Consider the following 23,924-nt stretch of genomic DNA (forward strand, 5'->3'; position numbering starts at 1 on the left):
TCGCTAGCCTGGAAGGCGCCGGCGAGAGGAGCCCCTCATGGTTGACACGGACAGTGGCGGATCGGATGCCGTGCTCGCGCGACTGCACGGTCTCGACGACGCCGAATTGCTGGCGGTCGTGCTTGCCGCGACGGCCGGACGCCCGGCGCTCGCCCCGGTGCACGCGGCCGCGTCCATGCTGTCCGCCGGCGTCGGCCACACCCCGGACATACCGCCGGATCCGTCCCGGCCCACCGCGCCGCCGGACGTTCCACCGCCGTTGACGATGGCCGGCGGAGCGGTGCCCGGCCCCGACTACACCGATGCCGGAGTCCCGACGTTCGACCGCGTCCGCGACACGATCGAGGAACGCTTCGGCACCGCGCTCGGCTCGGAGGAACTCGAGCGCGGCAGCCAGGCGGGGCGGGACCTCGACGAGCAGTGGCAGGCACGGGAGAAGGCCGCCCACGAGCGGCTCGACGAGATCCGCCGGTCCATGAAGAACGAGTAGCGCAGGCGACGTCGTGCCGGGTCGGTATCGCTTCGTCGAGCGCAGTACCGACTTGTCGGTCGACGACGCTACCCTCCTCGCTGCCGGGCACATCGCCTGGTTCCGCTCGATATCTGGAGGTCGCGCTGTGAGCGCGTTGTCGAACCCGAACGTGATTCCGTCCTACGCCACCCTGCCCGCCCTACCGCTCGACGAGGACGACCGCGCGGAGCTGACCCGGCAGATCTGGGATCAGCTGATCACCGGCCGCGATGACGTCGACGACTTCATCGACTGCTACGGCGAGGACTACGACCTCACCGACGAGCAGCTCGGGGCGGCGTTCGCCGCACTCCGCACCGTCCGGCTACGCCAGCAGAAGGAAATCGGCGCCTACACCTCCCGCACCATCGCCGCGTTCGAGGAACTGAATGCCAACGGAGTGGTCGCCCGCGCGGACTTCTCCTGCTGCGGCACCTGCGCATCCGGCGAGATCTGGGACGAGCGTGACGACAGCCGCCACTGGAGCGGCTATGTCTACTTCCACCAGCAGGACACCGACCGTCTCCTCGAGGACGGCACCACCTACATCGGTTACGGTGCGTTTCCGCCCGAGGCGTTCGACGAGGCCGCGTACGACGCGCTCAGCGAAGCGGCGAAGGAAGACCTCTACACTGCGGACGTGACGCGCCTGCTCGACGACGTGGTGTTTCCAGTCCTACGGCGGCACGGCATCGAGCCGGAATGGAATCGGGACCTGGGCACGCGGGTGCTGCTCGAGAACGCCGACTGGTACGCCCCGATCGAGGCGTAGCGCGATCCACCGGTCGACCCGACGGAGCCGAGTCGGCGGGCCCGGCTCGCCGGCCGGCGGACGCGGCGTGAATCCTCTACTGCGGGCGGACGATCGGGACCGGTGAGTCGTGGCTGACCAGGGCGACCGCGACCTTGTGCTCGGCGGCGAGTTCGCGGAACATCTCCGTGGCGCGCTCTGCCTGCGACCAGCCGAAGGATGCGTAGACGATCGTCGTTCCGATGCTGTAGTCGGTGAGGCGTCCCTCGAGGCTCGCGTCTGTGGCGAGCTGCTCGTCGTCGGGAGCGTCGGGGCCGTTGAGCGGCGGGAAGACCTCGGCGATCGCGGTGTAGAACGCGCGGAGGTCGGGCGTGGTCACCGCGACGTCGCAGTAGTCGTGGTCCTCGGCCCATTCGGTCTGCGCGTCGTACCAGTCGAGGAAACCGCTGTCCGTCGTGGCGGCGGGGTCGAAGGCGACGATGTCGTAGCTCACGCGCGGAGATGGTACCGGTCGTGCTGTTCTCTCCGGCGGCCCCGGGCTACTCGATACTGCGCCGGTCGGGCAGGCCGGTGATTGCCTGGAGAGCGCGAACATGCGCGTCGAAGGCGGAACGGCCGGCCGGGGTGAGGGAGAGCCACGTCAGCCGTCGCGCGTCGCTCCGATCCAGGGACGCGGCCTTGGTCGACGAAACATATCCGGCGACGACCAACGCCTTGAGATGCTTGGACAGGGCGGCGTCCGCAATCCCCAAGGCGTCACGCATCACCGCGAAGTCGAGTTGGTCGACGGGTCTGAGCAGACCACAGATTCGGAGTCTGGCGGGTGCGTGGATCAGCTCGTCGAATGCAGCCTCAGCCACGGCGGATCTTTGCGAGCGCCGCCCGATACGCGACCCCGGACAGCAGAGTCGTCACGACGAAAGCGCCGAGACTCGTCAGCACGACAGCCCAACGGAGACCGAAGGATGCCAGCCCCAGGGACGCGCTGAACAGGATCAAGCACGTCGCGATGATGCCGGTCACCGCCCACGCCGCCCGGGCACCGATCGCGCGGAAACGGATACCGGTCTCCCGCCGAACGAGGTAGGCGATGACGAGCGCCGCGACCGGCGCCCACCAGCTGGAGGCCGGCGGTTCGTAGTCCTCGCCCGGGCGCGCGGTGGCCGCCGAAGCAACCCACCACGCGCCGGCCGCGCCGAACGCAGCCAGGAGCGGCCACCGCACCCACGCGTTCTCGACGAGTCGATCGCGGTCCGCCTGCAGTGCCTCGAGCACCTCGACCGCAGCCTGGGGTGATGAGCCGGCAAAGTGACTTTCCATGGCGGAAAGTCTATGCGGGGCACGCCGTGAGCTCGCGGGCTACCCCCAGAAATCGGTCTTCGTGTATTCGGAGAGCGGGGAGAATCCCAGTCCGCGCAGCTCCGCCGCCTCGCAGGCGCGCTTGAACTCGTCAGTGCAGACGAGCGCGTGGTCGACATCGGTGCACATGAAGGCCGCCGCCTCGGGAACGCGCGCCTCCGCGATCTCGAACCGGGCGACGGACTCGAACGTCGGCGCGTCCGGGATGTTGCGATTGCGGGACGGCTCACCGCTGGCAGGGTCGAACTCGAGCTCGACGTCGGATGCCGCCAGGTCGATCACCGACGCCCACTCGCCCCAGCGGAGGTGGCTGTACCGCTTCGCCGTCGGCACCCCGCCGGACTGCAGCACCCGCACGGGGACCGTCACGAGCCGGAGCCCGAAACCGCGGCAGATCCGCACGAACTCCTCCGACGCGAGCCAGTTCACGCCCCAATAGTCGACGTCGAGCCGCCGATTCGTCGTGACGAGCTCGTAGTCCCACTCGGCCGGAGACGCGGCGGGCCGGGGATCGAACGCGTCCCAGTCCCACGGCCGGTTGAGCTTCCCCTTGAGGACCGGCGGGCAACCCGGCTCCCCGGCAACGTACTCGACGATCCACAGAGTCATGGCGTCACTCTGCACCGACGCGGCCGGTCACAGCGCGATCGGACGATATCGGAGGGCCTCGTCGACGATCTGCTCGGCCGAGGCTTCCCGCAGCTCGGCCGGAGGATGGTAGATCAGGTCGCTGACTCGGGGATGCGGCACGTTGGTGTCCAGAACCCGGAGGTAGTAGTCGCTCTCCGGGTCGCCGGCCAGGAGTCTGCGGACGATCTCGACGAGTTCGTCCGAGGTGATGTCCGTGATTCGGGGCCGGGCTGGCCGGGCGGCCTCCAGCGCGAACTCGGCCAAGTCCCGGCCGCCGTCGTACTCGGCGAAGTCGAGAGCCGAATAGGCGTGGCCCGTCCTCGCGTTGAACGTCTCGATCTCCTGTCGCGCGCTCTCGGATCCGCGGAGCACCAGGTCGGCGATCCGCGAGATCGCACGGCACAGCTCGTCCAGTCGCTGCCGGTCCACCGACGGGGGCATCAGTTCGACTCTCAGATCCACGGCACGGATTATGCCGAGCGGATCCCGAACGCTGCCAGTGCGGCGACGGCCGACGGCGACGCGGCCGCCCCAGCCGCGGTGGTTCCGGGCTGGGGCGGCGGGGTGTGGTTGGGTCAGTGGCGTTCGAGGATCGCCGCGAAATCGGTTCCCGCGGGCAGTGATCCGTACTCGAGGTCGCGGTCGGCACCCAGCCGCGCGCCGATGAACGCCTCCGCGACCGCGGTGGGGGCGGTGCGCAGCAGCAGCGAGCCCTGCAGCCCGAGCGCCATAGCGGCGGCCACCGGCCGGGCCCGGAACTGCGCGGTTCCGGGATCGAGGGTCGCGAGTTCGGCGAGCATCGCGCGCACCCGGTCGAGGTGCGCGTCGAACAGCGTCGACGCGCCGCGCGCGAGATTCAGTTCGGCGTCGAACGCCTGCACCGACTCGGGCTCGCGGGTCATCGCCCGCAGGACGTCGAGCGCGATGACGTTGCCCGATCCCTCCCACACGGCCATCACCGGCTGCTCGCGGAACCGGCGGGCCAGCGGGAACGCCTCGGTGTAGCCGTTGCCGCCGAGGCACTCGAGCGACTCGTAGGCGTGGTGCGGTCCGCGCTTGCAGATCCAGTACTTGCTCACGGCGGTGGCCAGGCGGCGGAACGCCTTCTCGGACTCCGACGCGTCGTCGTCGTGGGCGCGGGCCAGACGCAGCGCGGTGGCCGTCGCGGCCTCCGACTCGAGCGCCAGGTCGGCGGCCACCGCGGTCATCGCGGGCTGGTCGACGAGCGTCGCGCCGAACGCGGAGCGGTGCCGCACGTGCCACAGGGCCTCGGCGACCGACTGCCGCATGCCGGCGGTCGAGCCGTAGACGCAGTCGAGGCGGGTCCGCGCCACCATCTCGATGATCGTGCGCACGCCGCGGCCCGGTTCCCCGACGATGTGGCCGATCGTTCCGTCGAGTTCGATCTCCGACGAGGCGTTCGACTTGTTGCCGAGCTTGTCCTTGAGGCGCTGGATGCGGAACACGTTGCGGGTGCCGTCCTCGAGCACGCGCGGCACCAGGAAGCAGGACAGGCCCTCGGGCGCGTTCGCCAGGACCAGGAATGCGTCCGACATCGGTGCCGAGCAGAACCACTTGTGCCCGGTGAGCGTGTAGGTGCCGTCCGAGAGCGGCTGCGCCGTCGTGGTGTTCGCGCGGACGTCGGAGCCGCCCTGCTTCTCGGTCATCGCCATGCCGAACAGCACGCCGGGCTTGTCGCCGGGCGCGGCCAGGGCGCCGTCGTAGCCGCGCGAGTAGAGCCGGGGGAGCCAGCGCTCGGCCAGGTCGGGGGCCAGCATGAGCGAGGGCACCGCCGAGTGCGTCATCGAGATCGGGCAGGCGTGGCCGGGCTCGACCTGCGCGAACAGCATGAACGTCGCCGCTCGCGCGACGTTGGCGCCGGTGCGGGGCTCCGCCCACGCCGCCGTGTGCGCGCCGTGCTCGACGGCCGCGGAGATCACGCGATGGTAGGCGGGGTGGTACTCGACCTCGTCGATGCGGTGACCGTAGCGATCGTGCGAGTTCAGCCGCGGGACCTCGGTGTTCGCGAGTTCGGCGGCGTGCTGGAACTCGGCGGTCCCGACCAACGCGCCCACCTCGGTGAGGTGCGCGCCGGCCCACTCGGCGTCGTACCGGGTGACGCCCTCGACGAGCGGGGCATTGCTCGTGAACTCGTTGACGTCCACCCGCGGCGGTGCCTGGTTGAACACCTCGTGGGTGCGGTGTCCGCGCGGCGCCGCGTTCGTCAAGTCGTCGGTTGTCGTCATCTTCGAGCCCTTCCGCAAAGCAATGAATCATGATTCACTTCTTGTTGAGTGACTGTAGAACGGATTCGCGCGACGGGCAACGGACCCCCGCCCGGCCCAGTGAAGGAGACCCCCGGTGCATCTGAACGTGCTGCTGGAAAGTGCCTGCAGGAAGTCCCCCGAGAAGGACGCCCTCGTCTACGGGGCGCAGCGGATGAGCTACCGCGATCTCGAGGCCGCGTCGCGACGGGCCGCCGAGGTGTTCCGGCGCGAAGGGATCCGCCGCGGCGATCGGGTCGCGGTGATGACCTACAACTCGCCCGGCTTCCTGATCGCCGCCTTCGGTATCTGGCGCGCGGGCGGCGTGCTGGTGCCGGTGAACCACAAGCTCACCGCGCCCGAGGTGGAATACACGATCGCCCACAGCGGCGCCCGGGTCGGCGTCGTGTCCGCCGACCTGGTGTCGGCTGCGCGTGGGGGAGCGCCGCAGGCGCGGTGGCTGCTCACCGAGGCCGCCACGCACGGCAGCGACGTCGAGGCGGCCGACGACTTCGACGCCGCCGTCGCATCAGCGCCCGAATGGGACGGCGTGGACGGCACCGAGGACGATGTCGCGCAGATCCTCTACACGTCCGGCACCACGAGCGCGCCCAAGGGGTGCGTGCACACGCATCGCACCATCGCGTCGGTGCCGCCGCTGATCGTCGCCACGATGGGGCTGACCCGCGACGACCGGTTCCTGATCGCGATGCCGATCTGGCACGCGTCGCCGCTCAACAACTGGACGCTGACGACGTTGTTCCTCGGCGGCACGGTGATCCTGCAGCGCGAGTACCACCCGATCGAGTTCCTCGAGACGGTGCAGCGCGAGCGGGCCACCGCCTTCTTCGGCGCGCCCATCGCCTACCTCGCGCCGGTGCAGATCGCGAAGGCGCAGGGCGTCGACCTCACCACCTACGACCTGAGTTCGATGCGCCGCTGGATCTACGGCGGGGCGCCGATCGGCGCGGAGACCGCCGAACTGCTGGCCGAGGTCTATCGGTCGGACGACTTCTACCAGGTGTACGGGATGAGCGAGATGGGCCCGGTCGGGACCGCGCTCTACCCGCACGAGCAGATCGCCAAGGCCGGTTCGATCGGGCGCGGTGGCATGCCCGGCGTCGACCTGCGGGTGGTCCGGGCGGACGGCGTCGACGCGGCGCCGGGCGAGACCGGCGAGATCTGGCTCAGCGCCGACACCCGGATGCGCGGCTACCTCGACAACGACGCCGCCACGGCCGATGTCTTCGACGGGCGTTGGTACCGCACCGGGGACATCGCCCGTGTCGACGCCGACGGCTACCTGTTCATCGTCGACCGCCTCAAGGACGTCATCATCACCGGCGGCGAGAACGTCTACTCGCAGGAGGTGGAGGAGGCGATTCGTCCGCACGACGACGTCGTCGACGTCGCGGTCATCGGCCGGCCCCATCCGGAGTGGGGCGAGACGGTGGTCGCCGTTGTCGTTCCGGTCGCGGGGAGGACAATCGAACTCGACGATCTGCGCGGGTACCTGTCGGACAAGCTCGCCCGGTACAAGGTGCCGCGGGAGCTGGTGCTGGTCGACGCGCTGCCGCGGAACCCGTCGGGCAAGCTCACGAAGCACGTGCTGCGCGGTGCGGTGCTCGCGGACTGACCGTGGCCGGAATCCCGCTATGAATGAGTTTGCATGATGGTGCATAATCATCCGTATGGGTACTTCTGGAGACTCCGAAGCTTCGACGGCCGGTGACCGGTCGCCGATCAAGGTCGCGATCGCGGGCGCCAGCGGGTACGCGGGCGGCGAGATCCTGCGCCTGCTGCTCGGCCACCCCGCCTACCGTGACGGTTCGTTGGTGATCGGTGCGCTGACGGCGGGCGGCAACGCCGGCACCACGCTCGGCTCGCACCACCCGCACCTGCTGCCGCTCGCGGACCGCGTCCTCGGCCCCACCGACATCGAGACCCTGTCCGGGCACGACGTCGTGTTCCTCGGCCTGCCGCACGGCAACTCCGCCGAGATCGCCAAGCAGCTCCCCGAGTCCACCGTGATCATCGACTGCGGCGCCGACTTCCGGCTCACCGACGCCGCCGCGTGGGAGAAGTACTACGGCAGCCCGCACGCGGGTAGCTGGCCGTACGGTCTGCCCGAGCTGCCGGGTGGACGGGACAAGCTGGTCGGTGCCACCCGGATCGCGGTGCCCGGCTGCTACCCGACGGTGTCGTCGCTCGCGCTGGCGCCGGCGGTGGCCGCGGGCGTCGTCGAGCCGCGGGTCAACGTCGTCGCGGTCAGCGGCACGTCCGGCGCCGGCAAGGCGCCCAAGGCCGACCTTCTCGGTTCCGAGGTCATGGGCTCGGTCCGTGCCTACGGCATCGGCGGTGCGCACCGGCACACCCCCGAGATCAAGCAGAACCTCTCCGCCGCCGCCGGCACCGACGTGACGGTGTCGTTCACGCCGGTCCTCGCCCCGATGCCGCGCGGCATCCTCGCGACGTGCACCGCGCCCACCACCGCGAGCGCCGACGAGATCCGGGCGGTGTACGAGAAGGCGTACAAGGACGAGCCGTTCGTGCACGTGCTGCCCGAGGGGCAGCTGCCGCAGACCGGCGCGGTCGTCGGCTCCAACGCCGTGCAGATCGCGGTCACCGTCGACGCGGACGCCGGACTGCTCGTCGCGGTCGCCGCGATCGACAACCTCACCAAGGGCACCGCAGGCGGTGCCGTCCAATCCATGAACCTGGCCCTGGGCCTGCCCGAGACCGATGGTCTCTCGACTGTGGGAGTTGCTCCGTGACAACCGATTCCGAGTTCGCTGCACCCGATGCCGTCGAGATCGCCGGTGGTCGGCTGATCCGCACCCAGGGCGTCACCGCACCCGCGGGCTTCCGGGCCGCGGGCATCAAGGCGGGCATCAAGGCCAGCGGCAAGTCCGACCTCGCGCTGGTCTTCAACGAGGGCCCGGAACTGGCGGCCGCGGGCGTGTTCACCGCCAACAAGGTCAAGGCCGCACCCGTCCTGTGGTCGCAGCAGGTGCTCACCACCGGGCACCTGCGGGCCGTCGTCCTGAACTCGGGCGGCGCCAACGCGTGCACCGGCGCCCCGGGCTTCCAGGACTCGCACCAGACGGCCGAGCACGTGGCCGCGTCGCTCAGCGACTGGGGCACCGAGACCGGCGCGATCGAGGTCGCGGTGTGCTCGACCGGCCTCATCGGCGACCGGCTGCCGATGGACAAGATCCTCGCCGGCGTCACCGAGATCGTGCACGAGCTGGCCGGCGGGATCTCCGGCGGCACCGACGCCGCGCACGCCATCATGACCACCGACACCGTGCCGAAGCAGGCCGCGCTGCACCACGCCGACAAGTGGAACGTCGGCGGGATGGCGAAGGGTGCGGGCATGCTCGCGCCGTCGCTCGCGACGATGCTGTGCGTCGTCACGACCGACGTCGTCGCCACCGCCGAACAGCTCGACGAGGCGCTGCGCCACGCGACGCGGATGACGTTCGACCGGCTCGACGTCGACGGCGCCACCTCCACCAACGACACCGTGCTGCTGCTCGCGTCCGGTGCCAGCTCCGTCACCCCGTCGCAGGACGAGCTCAACGCCGCCGTCCTCGCGGTGTGCGACGACCTGGCCGAGCAGATGATGGCCGACGCGGAGGGCGTCACCAAGCGGGTCCGCGTCACCGTCAGCGGCGCCGCGTCCGAGCAGGACGCCCTCGTCGCCGCGCGCACCGTCGCCCGCGACAGCCTGGTCAAGACCGCGCTCTTCGGCTCCGACCCCAACTGGGGCCGGGTGCTCGCCGCGGTCGGCATCGCTCCCATCACCCTCGACCCGGACCGGATCGCGGTGTCGTTCAACGGCAATCCCGTCTGCATCGACGGTGTCGGCGCGCCCGGCGCCCGCGAGGTGGACCTGTCGGGGATGGACATCGACCTGACGATCGAACTCGGTGTCGGCGCCTCGAGCGCCAGCATCCGGACCACGGACCTCTCGCACGCCTACGTCGAAGAGAACTCGGCGTACTCGTCATGAGCGGCGACATCCCGAGCGGCACCGCCGCGGCGTCCATCGAGAACCTGACGTCGAGCCAGAAGGCGTACGTCCTGGCCGAGGCGCTGCCGTGGCTGCAGCGCTTCCACGACAAGGTCGTCGTCGTCAAGTACGGCGGCAACGCGATGATCGACGAGGACCTCAAGAGCGCGTTCGCGGCCGACATGGCGTTCCTGCGCACCATCGGCATCCACCCGGTCGTCGTGCACGGTGGCGGCCCGCAGATCAACGCGATGCTGAAGCGTCTCGGCATGGAGGGGGAGTTTCGCGGCGGATTCCGCGTCACCACCCCCGAGGTCATGGACGTCGTCCGCATGGTGCTGTTCGGTCAGGTCGGCCGCGAACTCGTCGGCCTGATCAACGCGCACGGCCCGTTCGCGGTCGGCATCTCCGGCGAGGACGCGCGGCTGTTCACCGCGACGCGCCGCACCGTCCAGGTCGACGGTGAGGCCACCGATATCGGACTGGTCGGCGACGTCACCACCGTCAACCCGGCAGCAGTGCTCGATCTCATTGCGGCCGGACGCATTCCGGTCGTGTCGACCATCGCGCCCGACGAGGACGGCGTGGTGCACAACATCAACGCGGACACCGCGGCCGCGGCCCTCGCCGAGGCCATCGGCGCCGAGAAGCTCGTCGTCCTCACCGACGTCGAGGGGCTGTACACCAACTGGCCCGACCGCTCGTCGCTCGCGTCCGAGATCGACACGGCCGCACTGCGTCAGCTGCTGCCGAGCCTCGACGCCGGCATGGTCCCCAAGATGGAGGCCTGCCTGCGTGCCGTCGAGGGCGGCGTGCCCACCGCGCACGTCATCGACGGCCGCGTCGCGCACGCGGTCCTGCTCGAACTCTTCACCGGCGAGGGCATCGGCACGATGGTGACCCCCGCACCCGAACTTGAACTCGTAACCACGGAAGGACTGGCATGACTGCCACGACGGATCTCCAGCAGCGCTGGTCCGGCGCACTGATGAACACCTACGGCGTGCCGCGGGTGGCGTTGGTCCGTGGCGAGGGTGCGGTCGTCACCGATGCGGACGGCAAGGAGTACCTGGACCTGCTCGCCGGCATCGCGGTGAACATCCTGGGGCACGCGCACCCGGCGATCGTCGAGGCGGTCACCACGCAGCTGTCCACCCTCGGGCACGTGTCCAACCTGTACGCGAGCGAACCGGCCGTTGCGCTGGCCGAACACCTCCTCTCCCAGATGGGTGTCGGGGACGGCGCCGGCTCGGTGACGGGCCGGGTGTTCCTGTGCAACTCCGGCACCGAGGCGAACGAGGCCGCGTTCAAGCTGGCCCGGGCAACCGGACGGCGCAAGATCATCGCCGCGGAGAAGGCGTTCCACGGCCGGACGATGGGCGCGCTGGCGCTCACCGGCCAGCCCGACAAGCGGGCGCCGTTCGAGCCGATGCCGCCCGGCGTCGAGCACGTGCCCTACGGCGACCTCGAGGCGCTCGACCGGGCCGTCGACGGGGACACCGCCGCGGTGTTCCTCGAGCCGATCATGGGTGAGGGCGGCGTCGTCGTGCCGCCCGAGGGGTACCTCGCGGGCGCCCGGCGGATCACCGCCGAGCGCGGCGCACTGCTCATCCTCGACGAGGTACAGACCGGGATCGGCCGCACCGGCTGGTTCTACGCGCACCAGGCGGCGGGCATCGTGCCCGACGTCATGACGCTGGCGAAGGGCCTCGGCGGCGGCATGCCGATCGGCGCGTGCATCGCGACCGGCGCGGCAGCCGAGCTGTTCGGTCCGGGCAAGCACGGCACGACCTTCGGCGGCAACCCGGTGTGCGCGTCGGCGGCCCTCGCGGTGCTGAAGACCATCGCGGCCGAGGATCTGCTGTCGCACGCGGACAACCTGGGCAAGACGATTTCCGCCGGAATCGAGGGTCTCGGCCATCCGCTGGTCGACCACGTCCGCGGCGCCGGCCTGTTGCTGGGTGTGGTGCTCACCGAGGACGTCGCCCCGGCGGTCGAGACCGCCGCCCGCGACGCCGGCTATCTCGTCAACGCGGCACAGCCCGGGGTGGTCCGGTTGGCACCCCCGCTGATCCTCACCGAGGAGCAGGCGGAAGGATTCGTCGCGGCGCTGCCGGGAATTCTCGACACGGCCGCGGCGGAATCGGCAGCAGGAGGTAAGTAGTACATGACCGTTCGGCACTTCTTGAGGGACGACGATCTCACTCCGGCGGAGCAGGCCGAGGTGCTGGGGCTCGCCCGTGAGCTCAAGGCGAACCCGTTCTCGCAGAAGCCGCTCGAGGGCCCCCGCGGCGTCGGTGTCATCTTCGACAAGAACTCGACCCGCACCCGGTTCTCCTTCGAGATGGGGATCGCGCAGCTCGGCGGGCACGCGGTCGTCGTCGACGGCAGCAAGACCCAGCTCGGACGCGACGAGACGCTGCAGGACACCGGTCGTGTCCTGTCCCGCTTCGTCGACGCCGTCGTCTGGCGCACCTTCGGGCAGGAGCGACTCGAGCAGATGGCCGAGGGCGCGACGGTCCCGATCGTCAACGCGCTGTCGGATCAGTTCCACCCCTGCCAGGTGCTCGCGGATCTCCAGACGCTCGCCGAGCGCAAGGGCGAGCTGAAGGGACTGAAGCTGACGTACCTCGGCGACGGTGCGAACAACATGGCGCACTCGCTGCTGCTCGGCGGCGTCACCGCGGGCGTGCACGTCACGATCGCGGCCCCGGTCGGGTTCGCACCCGACCCGGCGGTCGTCGACGCCGCCCGCGTGCGGGCGGAGCAGACCGGCGCGATGATCACGCTCACCGACGATCCGCAGGCCGCGGTCGTCGGCGCCGACGCCCTCGTCACCGACACGTGGACGTCGATGGGTCAGGAGGAGGACGGGCTCGATCGCATCGGACCGTTCCGCCCGTTCCAGATCAACGCGGACCTGCTCGCGAAGGCGGCGCCCGACGCCGTCGTCCTGCACTGCCTGCCCGCGCACCGCGGCGAGGAGATCACCGACGAGGTGCTCGACGGCCCGCAGTCCGGGGCGTGGGACGAGGCCGAGAACCGACTGCACGCGCAGAAGGCGCTGCTCGTGTGGCTGCTCGAACGGTCCGCCGGGGCGCGGCCGTGACCTCCGCCCCGGGAACGCAGCCGGCCGCCGCCGTCGCGCACACGCGCGCCGGTCGGCAGGCCCGGATCACCGCGCTGGTGGCCGAACGCCACATCCGCAGCCAGGCCGAACTCGCCGCACTGCTCGCGGCGGAGGGCATCGAGGTCTCCAACGCGACGCTGTCGCGGGATCTCGAGGAACTCGGCGCGGTGAAGCTGCGGGCCGCCGACGGCGGCGCCGGGGTGTACGTCGTGCCGGAGGACGGCTCGCCCGTGCGGGGCGTCTCCGGTGGCACCGACCGTCTGTCCCGGCTGCTGGGCGAGCTGTTGGTCTCGACCGACGCCAGCGGCAACCTGGCAGTCCTGCGCACCCCGCCGGGGGCAGCGCACTACCTGGCCAGCGCGCTCGATCGGGCCTCGCTGCCCGACGTCGTCGGCACCATCGCGGGCGACGACACCATCCTCGTCGTGGCCCGCGAACCGCTCACCGGAGCGGAGCTTGCCGCGGCGATAGAGCGCCTCGCCTGACCACTAGACTCTTTCTCGAACACTTCGATTTCTAAGGAGCACACACACCATGGCTGAACGCGTCGTACTCGCCTACTCCGGCGGGCTGGACACCTCGGTGGCCATCAGCTGGATCGGCAAGGAGACCGGCAAAGAGGTCGTCGCCGTCGCCATCGATCTCGGCCAGGGCGGCGAGGACATGGAGGTCGTGCGTCAGCGTGCCCTCGACTGCGGCGCCGTCGAGTCGGTCGTGGTGGATGCCCGTGACGAGTTCGCCGACGAGTACTGCCTGCCGACGATCCAGGCCAACGCGCTGTACATGGACCGTTACCCGCTGGTCTCGGCCATCAGCCGTCCGCTGATCGTCAAGCACATCGTCGAGGCCGCGCGTGCGCACGGCGGCACCGTCGTCTCGCACGGCTGCACCGGCAAGGGCAACGACCAGGTCCGCTTCGAGGTCGGCTTCGGTGCGCTGGCTCCCGACCTCGAGGTGATCGCGCCGGTCCGCGACTACGCCTGGACCCGCGAGAAGGCCATCGCCTTCGCCGAGGAGAACAACATCCCGATCAACGTCACCAAGCGTTCGCCGTTCTCGATCGACCAGAACGTGTGGGGCCGCGCGGTGGAGACGGGCTTCCTCGAGGACCTGTGGAACGCCCCCACCAAGGACGTCTACGACTACACGCAGGACCCGACCCTGAACTGGAACAGCCCCGACGAGCTGATCATCAGCTTCGAGGCGGGCAAGCCGGTCGCGATCGACGGCAAGCCGGTCACGGTGCTCGAGGCCATCCAGGAGCTCAACAAGCGTGCCGGCGCACAGGGTGTCGGCCGCCTCGACGTCGTCGAGGACCGTCTCGTCGGCATCAAGAGCCGCGAGATCTACGAGGCCCCGGGCGCGATGGTCCTGATCACCGCGCACCAGGAGCTCGAGCACCTCACCCTCGAGCGTGAGCTCGGTCGCTACAAGCGTCAGATGGAGCAGCGCTGGAGCGAGCTGGTCTACGACGGCCTGTGGTTCTCGCCGCTGAAGGACGCGCTCGATTCCTTCGTCGCGAAGACCCAGGAGCGGGTCACCGGCGACATCCGCCTGTTCCTGCACGGTGGCGCGATCACCGTCAACGGCCGCCGCAGCCCGCAGTCGCTGTACGACTTCAACCTCGCCACCTACGACGAGGGCGACACCTTCGACCAGTCGTACGCCAAGGGCTTCGTCAACATCCACGGCCTGTCGTCCAAGGTCGCCGCGAAGCGCGATCTGGGCCTCTGATCGTGTCTGCCCACGGCACCAACGAGGGCGCCCTGTGGGGCGGCCGGTTCGAGTCCGGACCGGCCGCCGCCATGGCGGCGCTGAGCAAGTCGACGCACTTCGACTGGACGCTCGCGCCGTACGACGTGCGGGCCTCGCAGGCGCACGCCAAGGTCTTGCACAAGGCCGGTCTTCTGAGTGAGGCAGACCTGGCGACCATGCTCGACGGACTCACCCGCCTCGCCGACGACGTCGCGAGCGGGGCGTTCGTGCCCGCCGAGTCCGACGAGGACGTCCACGGCGCTCTCGAGCGCGGTCTGATCGAGCGGGTCGGGCCCGAGGTCGGCGGCCGGCTGCGAGCGGGCCGCTCCCGCAACGACCAGGTGGCGACGCTGTTCCGGATGTGGCTGCGTGACGCGGCCCGCCGGGTCGCGGACGGGGTGCTCGACGTCGTCGACGCGCTCGCGACCCAGGCCGCGGCCCACCCCGAGGCCGTGATGCCCGGCAAGACGCACCTGCAGGCGGCGCAGCCGGTGCTGCTGGCGCATCATCTGCTGGCGCACACGCATCCGCTGCTGCGCGACGTCGAGCGGCTGCGGGACTTCGACAAGCGGGCCGCGGTGTCCCCGTACGGATCCGGCGCGTTGGCCGGGTCGTCGCTGGGTCTGGATCCCGACGCCATCGCCGCCGAGTTGAACTTCGACGCGGCCGCGGAGAACTCGATCGACGCGACGTCGTCGCGCGACTTCGCCGCCGAGGCGGCGTTCGTGTTCGCGATGATCGCGGTGGACCTGTCCCGGATGGCCGAAGAGGTCATCATCTGGAGCACACCGGAATTCGGGTACATCACGCTCGCCGACGCGTGGTCGACCGGGTCGTCGATCATGCCGCAGAAGAAGAACCCGGACGTCTCCGAGCTCACCCGCGGCAAGGCCGGACGCCTGATCGGCAACGTCACCGGTCTGCTGGCGACGCTCAAGGCGCAGCCTCTCGCGTACAACCGCGACCTGCAGGAGGACAAGGAGCCGGTGTTCGACTCGGTGGCGCAGCTCGAGCTGTTGCTGCCGGCGATCACCGGACTGGTCTCCACGCTGGAGTTCCACACCGATCGCATGGAGGAGCTCGCCCCGGCGGGCTTCACGCTCGCCACCGACATCGCGGAATGGATGGTCCGTCAGGGCGTTCCGTTCCGGGTGGCGCACGAGGCGGCCGGCGCGTGTGTCCGTGCCGCGGAGGCGCGCGGGGTGGGTCTCGACGAGCTCACCGACGAGGAGCTGGCCGGTGTCGACCCGGCGCTCACTCCCGCGGTGCGTGAGGTCCTCACCGTCCACGGGTCGATCGCGTCGCGCAGTGCGCGCGGCGGCACGGCCGGGATCCGCGTCGCGGAGCAGCTCGGTGGCGTGCGTCGGTCGGCCAACGCCTTGCGCGAGTGGACGCGCGGGTAGGACGAACCGGACACCAGTCGGTGTAACCGCGCTCCCACACACGCAGTAGTGTGAAAGGCTCATCGAACAGGATGTGATGTAGGTCTCGATGGGTTGCTGGGGGAGTGCGCTGGTGAGTCTGAGTTCCGACTACGTGATGGGTTCGCTTCGGCGGGCAATCGCCACGGCGCAGAACGGTCTCGAGGTGGTGCGCCTCGGCGGTCTGGAAACGGGTGCGACGCCGTCCCCGTTCCAGATCGTCGAGCGCGCCCCGATGTATCGCCTGCGCCGCTATTTCCCTGACGCCGATCCGGCCGAGGCCGGCCCGCCGGTCGTCCTCGTCCCTCCGATGATGATGTCGGCCGACGTCTACGACGTCACCCGTGATCAGGGTGCGGTCGGCATCCTGCACCAGATGGGGCTCGACCCGTGGGTCGTCGACTTCGGTTCCCCCGACACCGAGGAGGGCGGCTGGGACCGGACCCTCGCCGACCACATCGTCGCGATCAGCGAGATCGTCGACAAGGTTCACGCACACACCGGTCGCGACGTGCACCTGTCGGGCTACTCGCAGGGCGGCATGTTCTGCTACCAGGCTGCGGCGTACCGGCGGTGCCGTAACCTCGCCAGCCTCATCACGTTCGGGGCGCCGGTCGACACGCTCGCCGCGCTTCCGTTCGACATCCCCGCAGGGGTCGCCACCAAGGGCGCCGACCTGCTGGCCGATCACGTGTTCAACCGGTTGTCGATCGCCGGTTGGATGGCGCGGACCGGCTTCCAGTTGCTCGATCCGGTGAAGACGGCCAAGTCCCGTCTCGACTTCCTCCGGCAACTGCACGACCGTGACGCGCTGCTGCCGCGCGAGCAGCAACGCCGCTTCCTGGCTCAGGACGGCTGGGTCGCCTGGTCGGGTCCCGCCGTCGCCGAACTGCTCAAGCAGTTCATCGTGCACAACCGGATGATGACCGGCGGCTTCGTCATCAAGGACACCGCGGTCAGCCTGGCGGAGATCTCGTGCCCGATCCTCGCGTTCGTCGGCGAGGTCGACGACATCGGGCAGCCCCTCGCGGTCCGCGGTATCAAGCGGGCCGCGCCCCGCGCCGAGGTGTTCGAATCGACTTTGCGCGCGGGCCATTTCGGCCTCGTGGTCGGGTCCGCCGCGGCCTCGCGGACGTGGCCGACCACCGGCGAATGGGTGCGCTGGCGGGAGGGCATCGGGCCGCGGCCGGAGTCCGTGGACGTGATGATCCACGACGAGCCGTCCGGCATCGACAGCGGCGTCAGCATCGCCAACCGGATCACCCACACCGTCGCTTCGATCGCCGAGGTCGGCGTGGGGGTGGGGAAGGGGATCGCCGATTTCGCCACCGACACCGTGCGGGGCGCGCGCGAACTCTCGGTCGAGGCGGCGCGCGCGCTGCCGCGGTTGGTCCGCCTGGGGCAGTTGCAGCCGCGTTCGCGGATCTCGCTGGGTCTGCTCCTCGCCGAACAGGGGCGTCAGGCGCCCGGCGGCGAGTGCTTCCTGTTCGACGACCGGGTGCACACCAACGCCGCCGTCAACACCCGGATCGACAACGTCGTGCGGGGGCTCGTCCACGCCGGCGTCCGGCCCGCCACCCACGTCGGCGTCCTCATGGAGACGCGCCCCAGTGCTCTGGTCGCGATCGCGGCGCTGAGCCGGCTCGGCGCCGTGGCCGTGCTGCTGCCGCCCGGCGGGGATCTGGACGAGGCGGTCCGGCTGGGCCGGGTGGACCGGATCGTCGCGGACCCGGACAACCTCGAGGACGCCGTGGTCACCGGCAAGCAGGTGCTCGTACTCGGTGGCGGTGAGTTCCGTGGTCTCGCGGTCGAACTCGGTCCGGACGTCGTCGACCTCGAGCAGATCGACCCGGCGGAGGTGACCCTGCCCGGGTGGTACCGGCCGGATCCCGGGCTGGCGCGCGAACTCGCGTTCGTGATCTTCAGCGGATCGACCGGCAGCCTCGAAGCGAAGTTCATCACCAACTACCGGTGGTCGCTGTCGGCGTTCGGTACCGCGTCGGCCGCGTCGCTCAGTCGCGGTGACACCGTGTACTGCCTTGCGCCGCTGCATCATTCGTCCGGACTGATGGCAACCCTCGGTGGCGCGGTGGCCGGTGGGGCCCGAATCGCGTTGTCCCGCGGTCTCGACCCGGAGCGATTCGCGGAGGAGGTCCACCGCTACGGCGTGACCGTCGTCAGCTACACGTGGACCTCGATGCGGGAGATCCTCGACGCCAAGACGCTGCCGCTCGAGGAGGGTCACCCGGTCCGGTTGTTCATCGGCTCCGGCATGCCACCCGGCCTGTGGCGCCGGATCACCGAGCGGTTCGCGCCGGCCCGGGTGCTCGAGTTCTATGCGTCCACCGAGGGCGACGTCGTGCTGGTCAACGTCTCAGGTGCGAAGGTCGGCTCGAAGGGGCGGCCACTGCCCGGCAGCGCGGAGGTCCGACTCGGCGCGTACGACCCGGTTGCGGGCCGGCTGCTCGAGGACGAGCGCGGGTTCGTCCGAGAGTGCGCGGACGACGAGGTGGGGCTGCTGCTCGGCCGCCCCGGTACCGCCGCCGAGGCGGCGTCCGGCGTGATGCGAGGCGTCTTCGCGGCCGGTGACGCGTGGGTCCCGACGGAGAATCTGTTCCGCCGCGATCCGGACGGCGACTACTGGCTCGTCGACCACAAGCACACCGTCGTCGCCGCTGCCCGCGGGCCGGTGTTCACGCAGCCGATCGTCGACGTCCTCGGCGAGATGCCGCAGGTCGATCTCGCGGTCGCCTACGGCGTGCCGGCCGGCGAACACCAGGTGGCCGTCGCGGCCATCACCGTCCACGGCGGGCGCGTGCCCACCGCCGCGGAGCTCACCGCGACGCTCGCGCAGCTTCCGCTGGCACAGTGCCCGGACGTCGTGCACGTGGTCGAGCAGATACCGCTCGGTGCGTCCTACCGCCCCCGCGCGGCCGAACTCCAGGCGGCCGGCCTGCCCAGGCCGAGCACACGCACGTGGTACCTCGACGCCGGCACCAGCAGGTACAAGCGGTTCACGAAGGCGGCTGCGGCCCGGTTCGGCGACACGCCGGAGAATCCGGGTGGGGTGCCCGCGTAGCCGACCCGACACCGACTTGTAGCCTGGACCAGCCGAGATTCCGGACGGCCCGAGAGGACTGAAGTGGCTATTGATCCCACCCTGCTCAGCATTCTGGCGTGCCCGCAGGACAAGGGGCCGTTGCTGTTGGTCGGCGACGAGGTGCTGTACAACCCTCGGCTGCGCCGCGCCTACCCGATCGAGAACGGCATCCCTGTGCTGCTGATCGACGAGGCGCGCGACGTCGGCGACACCGAGCACGAGGATTTCGTCGCGCGCGGAGTCGCGGCCTCGGACAGCTGACCGGCCCGCTCACTGCAGCGGCCCGGTGAGATAACGCTGCAGGGTCGGCGCGACGAGCCGGGCGGCCTCGTCGGTCGAGAGGGCGCCGAGCGCGTCGACACCCAGGAGATGGCGGGTGAGGAACAGCCCGGCCATCTGCGACGCGACGAGCGCGACGCGTAGTTCGCCGGTACCGGGCGGTGAGTCGACCCGCGGGACCACGTCCCGGAGGGCCACCTCCAGCAGGAAGCTGCGCAGCAGCCGTTCGCGACCGCCGGTGAGCGCCGAACGCACGGCCGCGATGACTGCGGGCTGGTGTGGCGAATCCCAGATGCCGATCACGGTGCGCGCCAGCGCCTCGCCGAGCGCGTCGACCGGTACGGAGTCGAACGTCCCCAGGATCGAGGTCGGATCCATGGGCAGCGCGATCGCCTCGACGAGCAGTCGCTGCTTCGTCCCGAAGTAGTGGTGCACGAGGGCCGAGTCGACCCCGGCCTCGGCTGCGATCGACCGGATCGTCGTGCGATCGAACCCCTTGTCGGCGAACTGGTGTCGGGCGGCGCGCAGGATCCGGTCGCGGGTCACCGGCGGTCCGGGCCGGCGGCCGGGTCGGGTCGGTGGCGCGGTGGGCTCGGCCATCACGGCGTGCGGCGGCGGAGCGTCGCGGCTCCGAGACCCAGCGCGACGACGACGAACAGCACGACGATGCCGATGTCGCGCCACATCAGGGCCGTCGTGCCGGGGTGGGTGGCAACCTGCTGCAGTGCCTCGACGGCGTAGCTCAGCGGCAGGACGTTGCTGATCCACTCGAGCCACTGCGGCAGCTGGTTTCGTGGCACCAGCAGACCGCACAGCAGGAGTTGTGGGATCGCGATCACCGGCATGAACTGCACGGCTTGGAACTCGGTGCGGGCGAACGCGCTGCACAACAGCCCGAGCGCGACGCCGAGCACCGCGTTGACCACGGCGATCAGGATCACCCACGCGATGCTGCCCTGCGTGGTCAGGCTCAGGAATCCGAATGCGACGCCACACGCCAGCGCGGCCTGCGCGGCCGCGGCCAACGAGAACGCCGTGCCGTATCCGGCGAGGAGATCGAGCTTCGACAGGGGAGTGGTCAGCAGCCGTTCCAGGGTTCCGGAACTGCGTTCGCGCTGCATCGCGATCGATGTCACCAGGAACATCACGATGAAGGGGATGATGCCGAGCATCGTGATCGCGATCCGGTCGAACAGCGGGACCTGGCCGGGTGGGGTCGGCACGTTCTGATAGAGGAAGTACAGCAGCACCATGATCAGTGACGGGACGACCAGGATCATCGCAACCGTGCGCCGGTCCATCCGGAGTTGGCGCAGGATGCGGGTCGTACTCGACGCGTAGATGCGCGGATTGACGATCATCGCTCGACTCCCACCTGCTGGTCCCGGATCAGGACGAGGAACGCCTCCTCGAGATTGGATTTGCCGGTCCGGCGCCGCAGTTCGTCCGGGGGCACGTGCGCGAGGAGGCGGCCGTCGCGCAGGAGCAGGAGATTCTCGCAATGGTCCGCCTCGTCCATGACGTGACTCGAAATGAGCAACGTCGTGCCCGACGCGGCGAGCGAGGCGAAGTGCTCCCACAGTTCCGCGCGCAGCACCGGATCCAGGCCGACGGTCGGCTCGTCGAGCACGAGGAGTTCGGGGCGGCCCACCAAGGCGCACGCGAGGGACACCCGGCTGAGCTGACCGCCGGACAGGTCACCGGCCTGGTGGTGCGTGTGCGTGCTCAGGCCCACCGCGTCGATCGTCTCGGCGACCGCGTCGTTCCCGCGGCCGTAGAGGGAGGCGAAGTAGCGCACGTTCTCGCGGATCGTCAGATCGAGGTAGACGCTCGGAGCCTGTGTCACGTACCCGATCCGGCTGCGCAGCGGCGGGGAACCGGCAGGCTCACCGAGAACGGTCACCGTGCCCGACTCGATGATCTGGGTTCCGACGATGCACCGCATCAGGGTGGTCTTTCCGCACCCCGACGGCCCCAGCAGCCCGGTGACCGTTCCCCGGGGAAGGGACAGGCTGACATCCCGCAGCGCGGGCGCACCGCCGCGACGCACGTTCAGGTCCTCGATCTCGACGGCGGCCGCCGTTGTGAACGGCCCGGATGTTCCGGTCATGTCGACCTCGATTCATCGGCTGATGAACTCATCGCTCGATGAATTATTCGTCCGGTGCGCGCAGCGGGTCAACGGTTCGCCGGCACCGACCGCGAATACGTGCACAATCGTGACCGTGACCGTCACCGGCCGAGACACGCTGCGGGACGCCGAGCATCCGCTCGACGCCGCGCGAGTCGTCCTCGGCGGCACGCTGACCGTCGGCACGGTCCGCGCGCGAATCGTCGAGGTGGAGGCGTACGGCGGCGATCCTGCCGGCCCGTGGCCGGATCCGGCGTCGCACTCCTACCGGGGTCGGTCGCCACGGAACTCGGTGATGTTCGGCGAGGCCGGGCACCTGTACGTGTATCGCAGCTACGGCATGCACTTCTGCGCCAACGTGTCGTACGGGCCCGACGGCGTCGCCGGAGGTGTCCTGTTGCGTGCGGCCGAGATCGTGGAGGGCGACGAGTTGGTCGCCTCGCGGCGCCCCGCCATCCGCCGGCCGGCCGACGCCGCCCGCGGGCCCGGGAACCTCGGGTCCGCGATGGGGCTCACCCTCGACCACAACGGGTTCGATCTGTTCGGCGTCGACCCCGGCATGCACCTGACACTTGGGAAGAACACCGAGTTCCGCAGCGGTCCGCGGGTGGGCATCGCCGTCGCCGCCGACCGCCCGTGGCGGCTCTGGCTCGACGGTTCGGCGGCCGTGTCGGCCTATCGTCGCAGCCCGCGCGCACCGGCTCCCACCACACGGTGGGATGATCGGGTGCGTGACTGAGAACATCCTTGACGAACTGACCTGGCGGGGGCTCATCGCCCAGTCGACCGATCTGGACGCACTGCGTCGCGAGACCGAGGCCGGTCCAGTCACGTTGTATGCCGGTTTCGATCCGACCGGACCGAGCCTGCACGCCGGACACCTGGTGCCGCTGCTGGCACTCAAGCGCTTCCAGCGCGCCGGTCACCGGCCGATCGTCCTCGCCGGCGGTGCCACCGGCATGATCGGTGACCCGCGCGACGTCGGTGAGCGCACCATGAACTCCGCTGACACGGTCGCCGAGTGGGCGGAGCGCATCCGCTCCCAGCTCGAGCGGTTCGTCGACTTCGACGACTCGCCGACGGGCGCCGTCATCGAGAACAACGCCAACTGGACGTCCAAGCTCACGGCGATCGACTTCCTGCGCGACATCGGCAAGCACTTCTCGGTGAACGTCATGCTCGCCCGGGACACCGTCAAGCGCCGCCTCGAGTCGGACGGCATCTCCTACACCGAGTTCAGCTACATGCTGCTGCAGGCGAACGACTTCGTGCACCTGCGCCGCAACTACGGATGCACGCTGCAGGTCGGTGGCTCCGATCAGTGGGGCAACATCATCGCCGGTGTCGACCTCAACCGAAAGCTCGACGGGGCCTCGGTGCACGCGATGACGGTGCCGCTGGTGACCTCCTCCGACGGCAAGAAGTTCGGCAAGTCCACCGGTGGTGGCAGCCTGTGGCTCGACCCCGAGATGACGAGCCCGTACGCCTGGTACCAGTACTTCGTGAACACGGGTGACGCCGATGTCATGCGCTACCTGCGGTGGTTCACCTTCCTCTCGCAGGAGGAGCTGGCCGAGCTCGAGACCGCAACCGCGGAGCGTCCGCAGGCCCGCGAGGCGCAGCGCCGCCTCGCCGCCGAGATGACGACCCTCGTGCACGGACAGGCCAACACCGACGCGGTCGAGCACGCCAGCAAGGCGCTGTTCGGGCGCGCGGAGCTGGCCGAGCTCGACGAGTCGACGCTCGCGGCGGCACTGAAGGAGGCCTCGATTGCCGAGGTCGCGGCCGGTGAGCCGCGCACCATCGTCGATCTGCTGGTGGCGAGCGGGCTGTGCGAGAGCAAGGGCGCCGCACGCCGTGCCGTGAAGGAGGGCGGCGCGTACGTGAACAACCAGCGTGTCGAGACCGAGGACTGGGAGCCCGGGACCGCGGACATGCTGCACGGTCAGTGGTTGGTCATCCGCCGCGGGCGCAAGAACTTCGCCGGCGTCAAGGTGGTCGCCGGCTGACGTGTCCGGCGTCACCATGATCGTTTTCGGCTCGAACGGGACGGGGTTCACCCCGTCCCGTTCGGTCTACCAGGGCCTTTGCGATTTCGGTGATCCACGATCGGGCTTTGACCAGGCGATTTGGCATTCGGCGGATCGGGCCCGTAACTTATTCCAGGTCAGAGCGACACGGACACCGACCCAGACGCGATCTTCACAGGTCAGCGAGGGAAAACGAGGTTGTACAGGGAGCGCCTGATACTCCTGGAAGTTCGCTTCCCTGCTTCGTGTAGGGTGGTTGAGCGTGTCCGGGTGGCCCGGACGGGGACCGAGTTTGCACTCGGATCCCGGGTGGGATAAGCTGGAACGGTTGCCCCGGAACGAGGAACTGTAAAGTTTCGAGTGATGGTGTGCGCGTGTTCTTTGAGAACTCAACAGTGTGTCGATGAATGTCAGTGCCAAATTTTTTGGTACTCCACTCACCATTTTCGGTGGGTGGGTATTTGCTGGCTGTCTCATTCTTCCGTCTGAGATGGTCAGTGCAAGCTAGTTTGAGTTTTTACGCTAGTGATTTGACTCGATGTCTATGG

General features: G+C 69.8%; 24 protein-coding genes. 15 read left to right on the top strand and 9 right to left on the bottom strand.

Features of this window, described 5'->3' with window-relative positions; genetic code table 11:
- The first annotated feature begins 37 nt into the window (after positions 1-37).
- Positions 38-490, top strand: a complete 453-nt coding sequence (locus tag EGT67_RS13845) for a hypothetical protein (protein WP_127916634.1) — start codon at positions 38-40, stop codon at positions 488-490.
- A gap of 127 nt (positions 491-617) precedes the next feature.
- Entirely contained in the window at positions 618-1,283 is a 666-nt protein-coding gene (locus EGT67_RS13850) for a DUF6891 domain-containing protein (RefSeq protein WP_127916635.1), read from the top strand.
- A gap of 76 nt (positions 1,284-1,359) precedes the next feature.
- Here EGT67_RS13850 and EGT67_RS13855 read toward each other — a convergent pair whose 3' ends face one another.
- From EGT67_RS13855 to EGT67_RS13880, 6 genes are all read right to left on the bottom strand, one after another.
- The gene (locus EGT67_RS13855) at positions 1,360-1,755 is read right to left on the bottom strand and encodes a hypothetical protein (protein WP_206612387.1); all 396 of its coding nucleotides are present in this window, start codon (positions 1,753-1,755) and stop codon (positions 1,360-1,362) included.
- A gap of 46 nt (positions 1,756-1,801) precedes the next feature.
- Positions 1,802-2,122, bottom strand: a complete 321-nt coding sequence (locus tag EGT67_RS13860; RefSeq protein WP_127916636.1) for a transcriptional regulator — start codon at positions 2,120-2,122, stop codon at positions 1,802-1,804.
- Entirely contained in the window at positions 2,115-2,582 is a 468-nt protein-coding gene (locus tag EGT67_RS13865; RefSeq protein ID WP_127916637.1) for a hypothetical protein, read from the bottom strand. Before EGT67_RS13865 ends, EGT67_RS13860 begins: the two co-directional genes overlap by 8 nt.
- A 39-nt stretch (positions 2,583-2,621) precedes the next feature.
- A complete protein-coding gene (locus EGT67_RS13870; RefSeq protein ID WP_127916638.1) occupies positions 2,622-3,230 on the bottom strand; it encodes a hypothetical protein in 609 nt (202 codons plus the stop codon).
- A 27-nt stretch (positions 3,231-3,257) separates the two neighbouring features.
- A complete protein-coding gene (locus EGT67_RS13875; RefSeq protein WP_206612373.1) occupies positions 3,258-3,713 on the bottom strand; it encodes a bacteriocin immunity protein in 456 nt (151 codons plus the stop codon).
- Between the two features lie 113 nt (positions 3,714-3,826).
- Positions 3,827-5,497 (bottom strand): acyl-CoA dehydrogenase family protein, encoded by a 1,671-nt coding sequence (locus EGT67_RS13880; RefSeq protein ID WP_127916639.1) that lies wholly within the window; start codon positions 5,495-5,497, stop codon positions 3,827-3,829.
- A 115-nt stretch (positions 5,498-5,612) separates the two neighbouring features.
- Here EGT67_RS13880 and EGT67_RS13885 point away from each other — a divergent pair, with 115 nt between their 5' ends.
- The 11 genes from EGT67_RS13885 (at position 5,613) to EGT67_RS13935 (ending at position 19,197) form a co-directional block, all read left to right on the top strand.
- Complete coding sequence (locus EGT67_RS13885; protein ID WP_127916640.1) at positions 5,613-7,151, top strand: class I adenylate-forming enzyme family protein; 1,539 nt, start codon at positions 5,613-5,615, stop codon at positions 7,149-7,151.
- A gap of 55 nt (positions 7,152-7,206) precedes the next feature.
- Complete coding sequence (argC, locus tag EGT67_RS13890; RefSeq protein WP_127916641.1) at positions 7,207-8,289, top strand: N-acetyl-gamma-glutamyl-phosphate reductase; 1,083 nt, start codon at positions 7,207-7,209, stop codon at positions 8,287-8,289.
- Entirely contained in the window at positions 8,286-9,530 is a 1,245-nt protein-coding gene (gene argJ / locus EGT67_RS13895; protein ID WP_127916642.1) for a bifunctional glutamate N-acetyltransferase/amino-acid acetyltransferase ArgJ, read from the top strand. Before argC ends, argJ begins: the two co-directional genes overlap by 4 nt.
- Entirely contained in the window at positions 9,527-10,477 is a 951-nt protein-coding gene (argB, locus tag EGT67_RS13900; RefSeq protein ID WP_127916643.1) for an acetylglutamate kinase, read from the top strand. Before argJ ends, argB begins: the two co-directional genes overlap by 4 nt.
- Complete coding sequence (locus EGT67_RS13905; protein WP_127916644.1) at positions 10,474-11,694, top strand: acetylornithine transaminase; 1,221 nt, start codon at positions 10,474-10,476, stop codon at positions 11,692-11,694. Before argB ends, EGT67_RS13905 begins: the two co-directional genes overlap by 4 nt.
- Positions 11,695-11,697: 3 nt before the next feature.
- Entirely contained in the window at positions 11,698-12,639 is a 942-nt protein-coding gene (argF, locus tag EGT67_RS13910) for an ornithine carbamoyltransferase (RefSeq protein ID WP_127916645.1), read from the top strand.
- Positions 12,636-13,145, top strand: coding sequence for an arginine repressor (locus tag EGT67_RS13915; RefSeq protein WP_127916646.1), 510 nt, complete (start codon positions 12,636-12,638; stop codon positions 13,143-13,145). The genes argF and EGT67_RS13915 overlap by 4 nt, the downstream gene beginning before the upstream one ends.
- Before the next feature lie 49 nt (positions 13,146-13,194).
- Entirely contained in the window at positions 13,195-14,394 is a 1,200-nt protein-coding gene (locus tag EGT67_RS13920; RefSeq protein WP_127916647.1) for an argininosuccinate synthase, read from the top strand.
- A 2-nt stretch (positions 14,395-14,396) separates the two neighbouring features.
- Entirely contained in the window at positions 14,397-15,818 is a 1,422-nt protein-coding gene (gene argH, locus EGT67_RS13925) for an argininosuccinate lyase (protein ID WP_127916648.1), read from the top strand.
- A gap of 88 nt (positions 15,819-15,906) precedes the next feature.
- A complete protein-coding gene (locus EGT67_RS13930) occupies positions 15,907-18,915 on the top strand; it encodes an acyl-CoA synthetase (protein WP_127916649.1) in 3,009 nt (1,002 codons plus the stop codon).
- A 63-nt stretch (positions 18,916-18,978) separates the two neighbouring features.
- Entirely contained in the window at positions 18,979-19,197 is a 219-nt protein-coding gene (locus EGT67_RS13935; protein WP_127916650.1) for a Trm112 family protein, read from the top strand.
- 9 nt (positions 19,198-19,206) lie between these two features.
- On the opposite strand, the gene EGT67_RS13940 is transcribed toward EGT67_RS13935, so the two are convergent.
- From EGT67_RS13940 to EGT67_RS13950, 3 genes are read right to left on the bottom strand one after another with little or no spacing between them, the layout of a single operon-like run.
- Positions 19,207-19,815, bottom strand: coding sequence for a TetR/AcrR family transcriptional regulator (locus EGT67_RS13940; RefSeq protein ID WP_127916651.1), 609 nt, complete (start codon positions 19,813-19,815; stop codon positions 19,207-19,209).
- Positions 19,815-20,576: an ABC transporter permease gene (locus EGT67_RS13945; protein WP_127916652.1), complete on the bottom strand. Its 762-nt coding sequence runs from the start codon at positions 20,574-20,576 to the stop codon at positions 19,815-19,817. The genes EGT67_RS13940 and EGT67_RS13945 overlap by 1 nt, the downstream gene beginning before the upstream one ends.
- On the bottom strand, positions 20,573-21,325 hold the full coding sequence (locus EGT67_RS13950; protein WP_127916653.1) for an ABC transporter ATP-binding protein: 753 nt from the start codon (positions 21,323-21,325) through the stop codon (positions 20,573-20,575). The genes EGT67_RS13945 and EGT67_RS13950 overlap by 4 nt, the downstream gene beginning before the upstream one ends.
- Before the next feature lie 109 nt (positions 21,326-21,434).
- Here EGT67_RS13950 and EGT67_RS13955 point away from each other — a divergent pair, with 109 nt between their 5' ends.
- Positions 21,435-22,085: a DNA-3-methyladenine glycosylase gene (locus tag EGT67_RS13955; RefSeq protein ID WP_241566023.1), complete on the top strand. Its 651-nt coding sequence runs from the start codon at positions 21,435-21,437 to the stop codon at positions 22,083-22,085.
- A complete protein-coding gene (tyrS, locus tag EGT67_RS13960) occupies positions 22,078-23,355 on the top strand; it encodes a tyrosine--tRNA ligase (RefSeq protein ID WP_127916655.1) in 1,278 nt (425 codons plus the stop codon). Before EGT67_RS13955 ends, tyrS begins: the two co-directional genes overlap by 8 nt.
- Positions 23,356-23,924: the final 569 nt, after the last annotated feature.

It is taken from the genome of Prescottella agglutinans, assembly GCF_004011865.1.
GTDB lineage: Bacteria > Actinomycetota > Actinomycetes > Mycobacteriales > Mycobacteriaceae > Prescottella > Prescottella agglutinans.

What these genes read in the sequence shown, in the direction of transcription:
- EGT67_RS13930 (WP_127916649.1), top strand. Translation starts at nt 15,907, where the DNA reads ATGGGTTGCTGGGGGAGTGCGCTGGTGAGTCTGAGTTCCGACTACGTG.
- EGT67_RS13940 (WP_127916651.1), bottom strand. Translation starts at nt 19,815, where the DNA reads ATGGCCGAGCCCACCGCGCCACCGACCCGACCCGGCCGCCGGCCCGGA.
- EGT67_RS13950 (WP_127916653.1), bottom strand. Translation starts at nt 21,325, where the DNA reads ATGACCGGAACATCCGGGCCGTTCACAACGGCGGCCGCCGTCGAGATC.
- argC (WP_127916641.1), top strand. Translation starts at nt 7,207, where the DNA reads ATGGGTACTTCTGGAGACTCCGAAGCTTCGACGGCCGGTGACCGGTCG.
- EGT67_RS13920 (WP_127916647.1), top strand. Translation starts at nt 13,195, where the DNA reads ATGGCTGAACGCGTCGTACTCGCCTACTCCGGCGGGCTGGACACCTCG.
- argF (WP_127916645.1), top strand. Translation starts at nt 11,698, where the DNA reads ATGACCGTTCGGCACTTCTTGAGGGACGACGATCTCACTCCGGCGGAG.
- EGT67_RS13905 (WP_127916644.1), top strand. Translation starts at nt 10,474, where the DNA reads ATGACTGCCACGACGGATCTCCAGCAGCGCTGGTCCGGCGCACTGATG.
- EGT67_RS13865 (WP_127916637.1), bottom strand. Translation starts at nt 2,582, where the DNA reads ATGGAAAGTCACTTTGCCGGCTCATCACCCCAGGCTGCGGTCGAGGTG.
- EGT67_RS13945 (WP_127916652.1), bottom strand. Translation starts at nt 20,576, where the DNA reads ATGATCGTCAATCCGCGCATCTACGCGTCGAGTACGACCCGCATCCTG.
- EGT67_RS13870 (WP_127916638.1), bottom strand. Translation starts at nt 3,230, where the DNA reads ATGACTCTGTGGATCGTCGAGTACGTTGCCGGGGAGCCGGGTTGCCCG.
- EGT67_RS13880 (WP_127916639.1), bottom strand. Translation starts at nt 5,497, where the DNA reads ATGACGACAACCGACGACTTGACGAACGCGGCGCCGCGCGGACACCGC.
- EGT67_RS13845 (WP_127916634.1), top strand. Translation starts at nt 38, where the DNA reads ATGGTTGACACGGACAGTGGCGGATCGGATGCCGTGCTCGCGCGACTG.
- argB (WP_127916643.1), top strand. Translation starts at nt 9,527, where the DNA reads ATGAGCGGCGACATCCCGAGCGGCACCGCCGCGGCGTCCATCGAGAAC.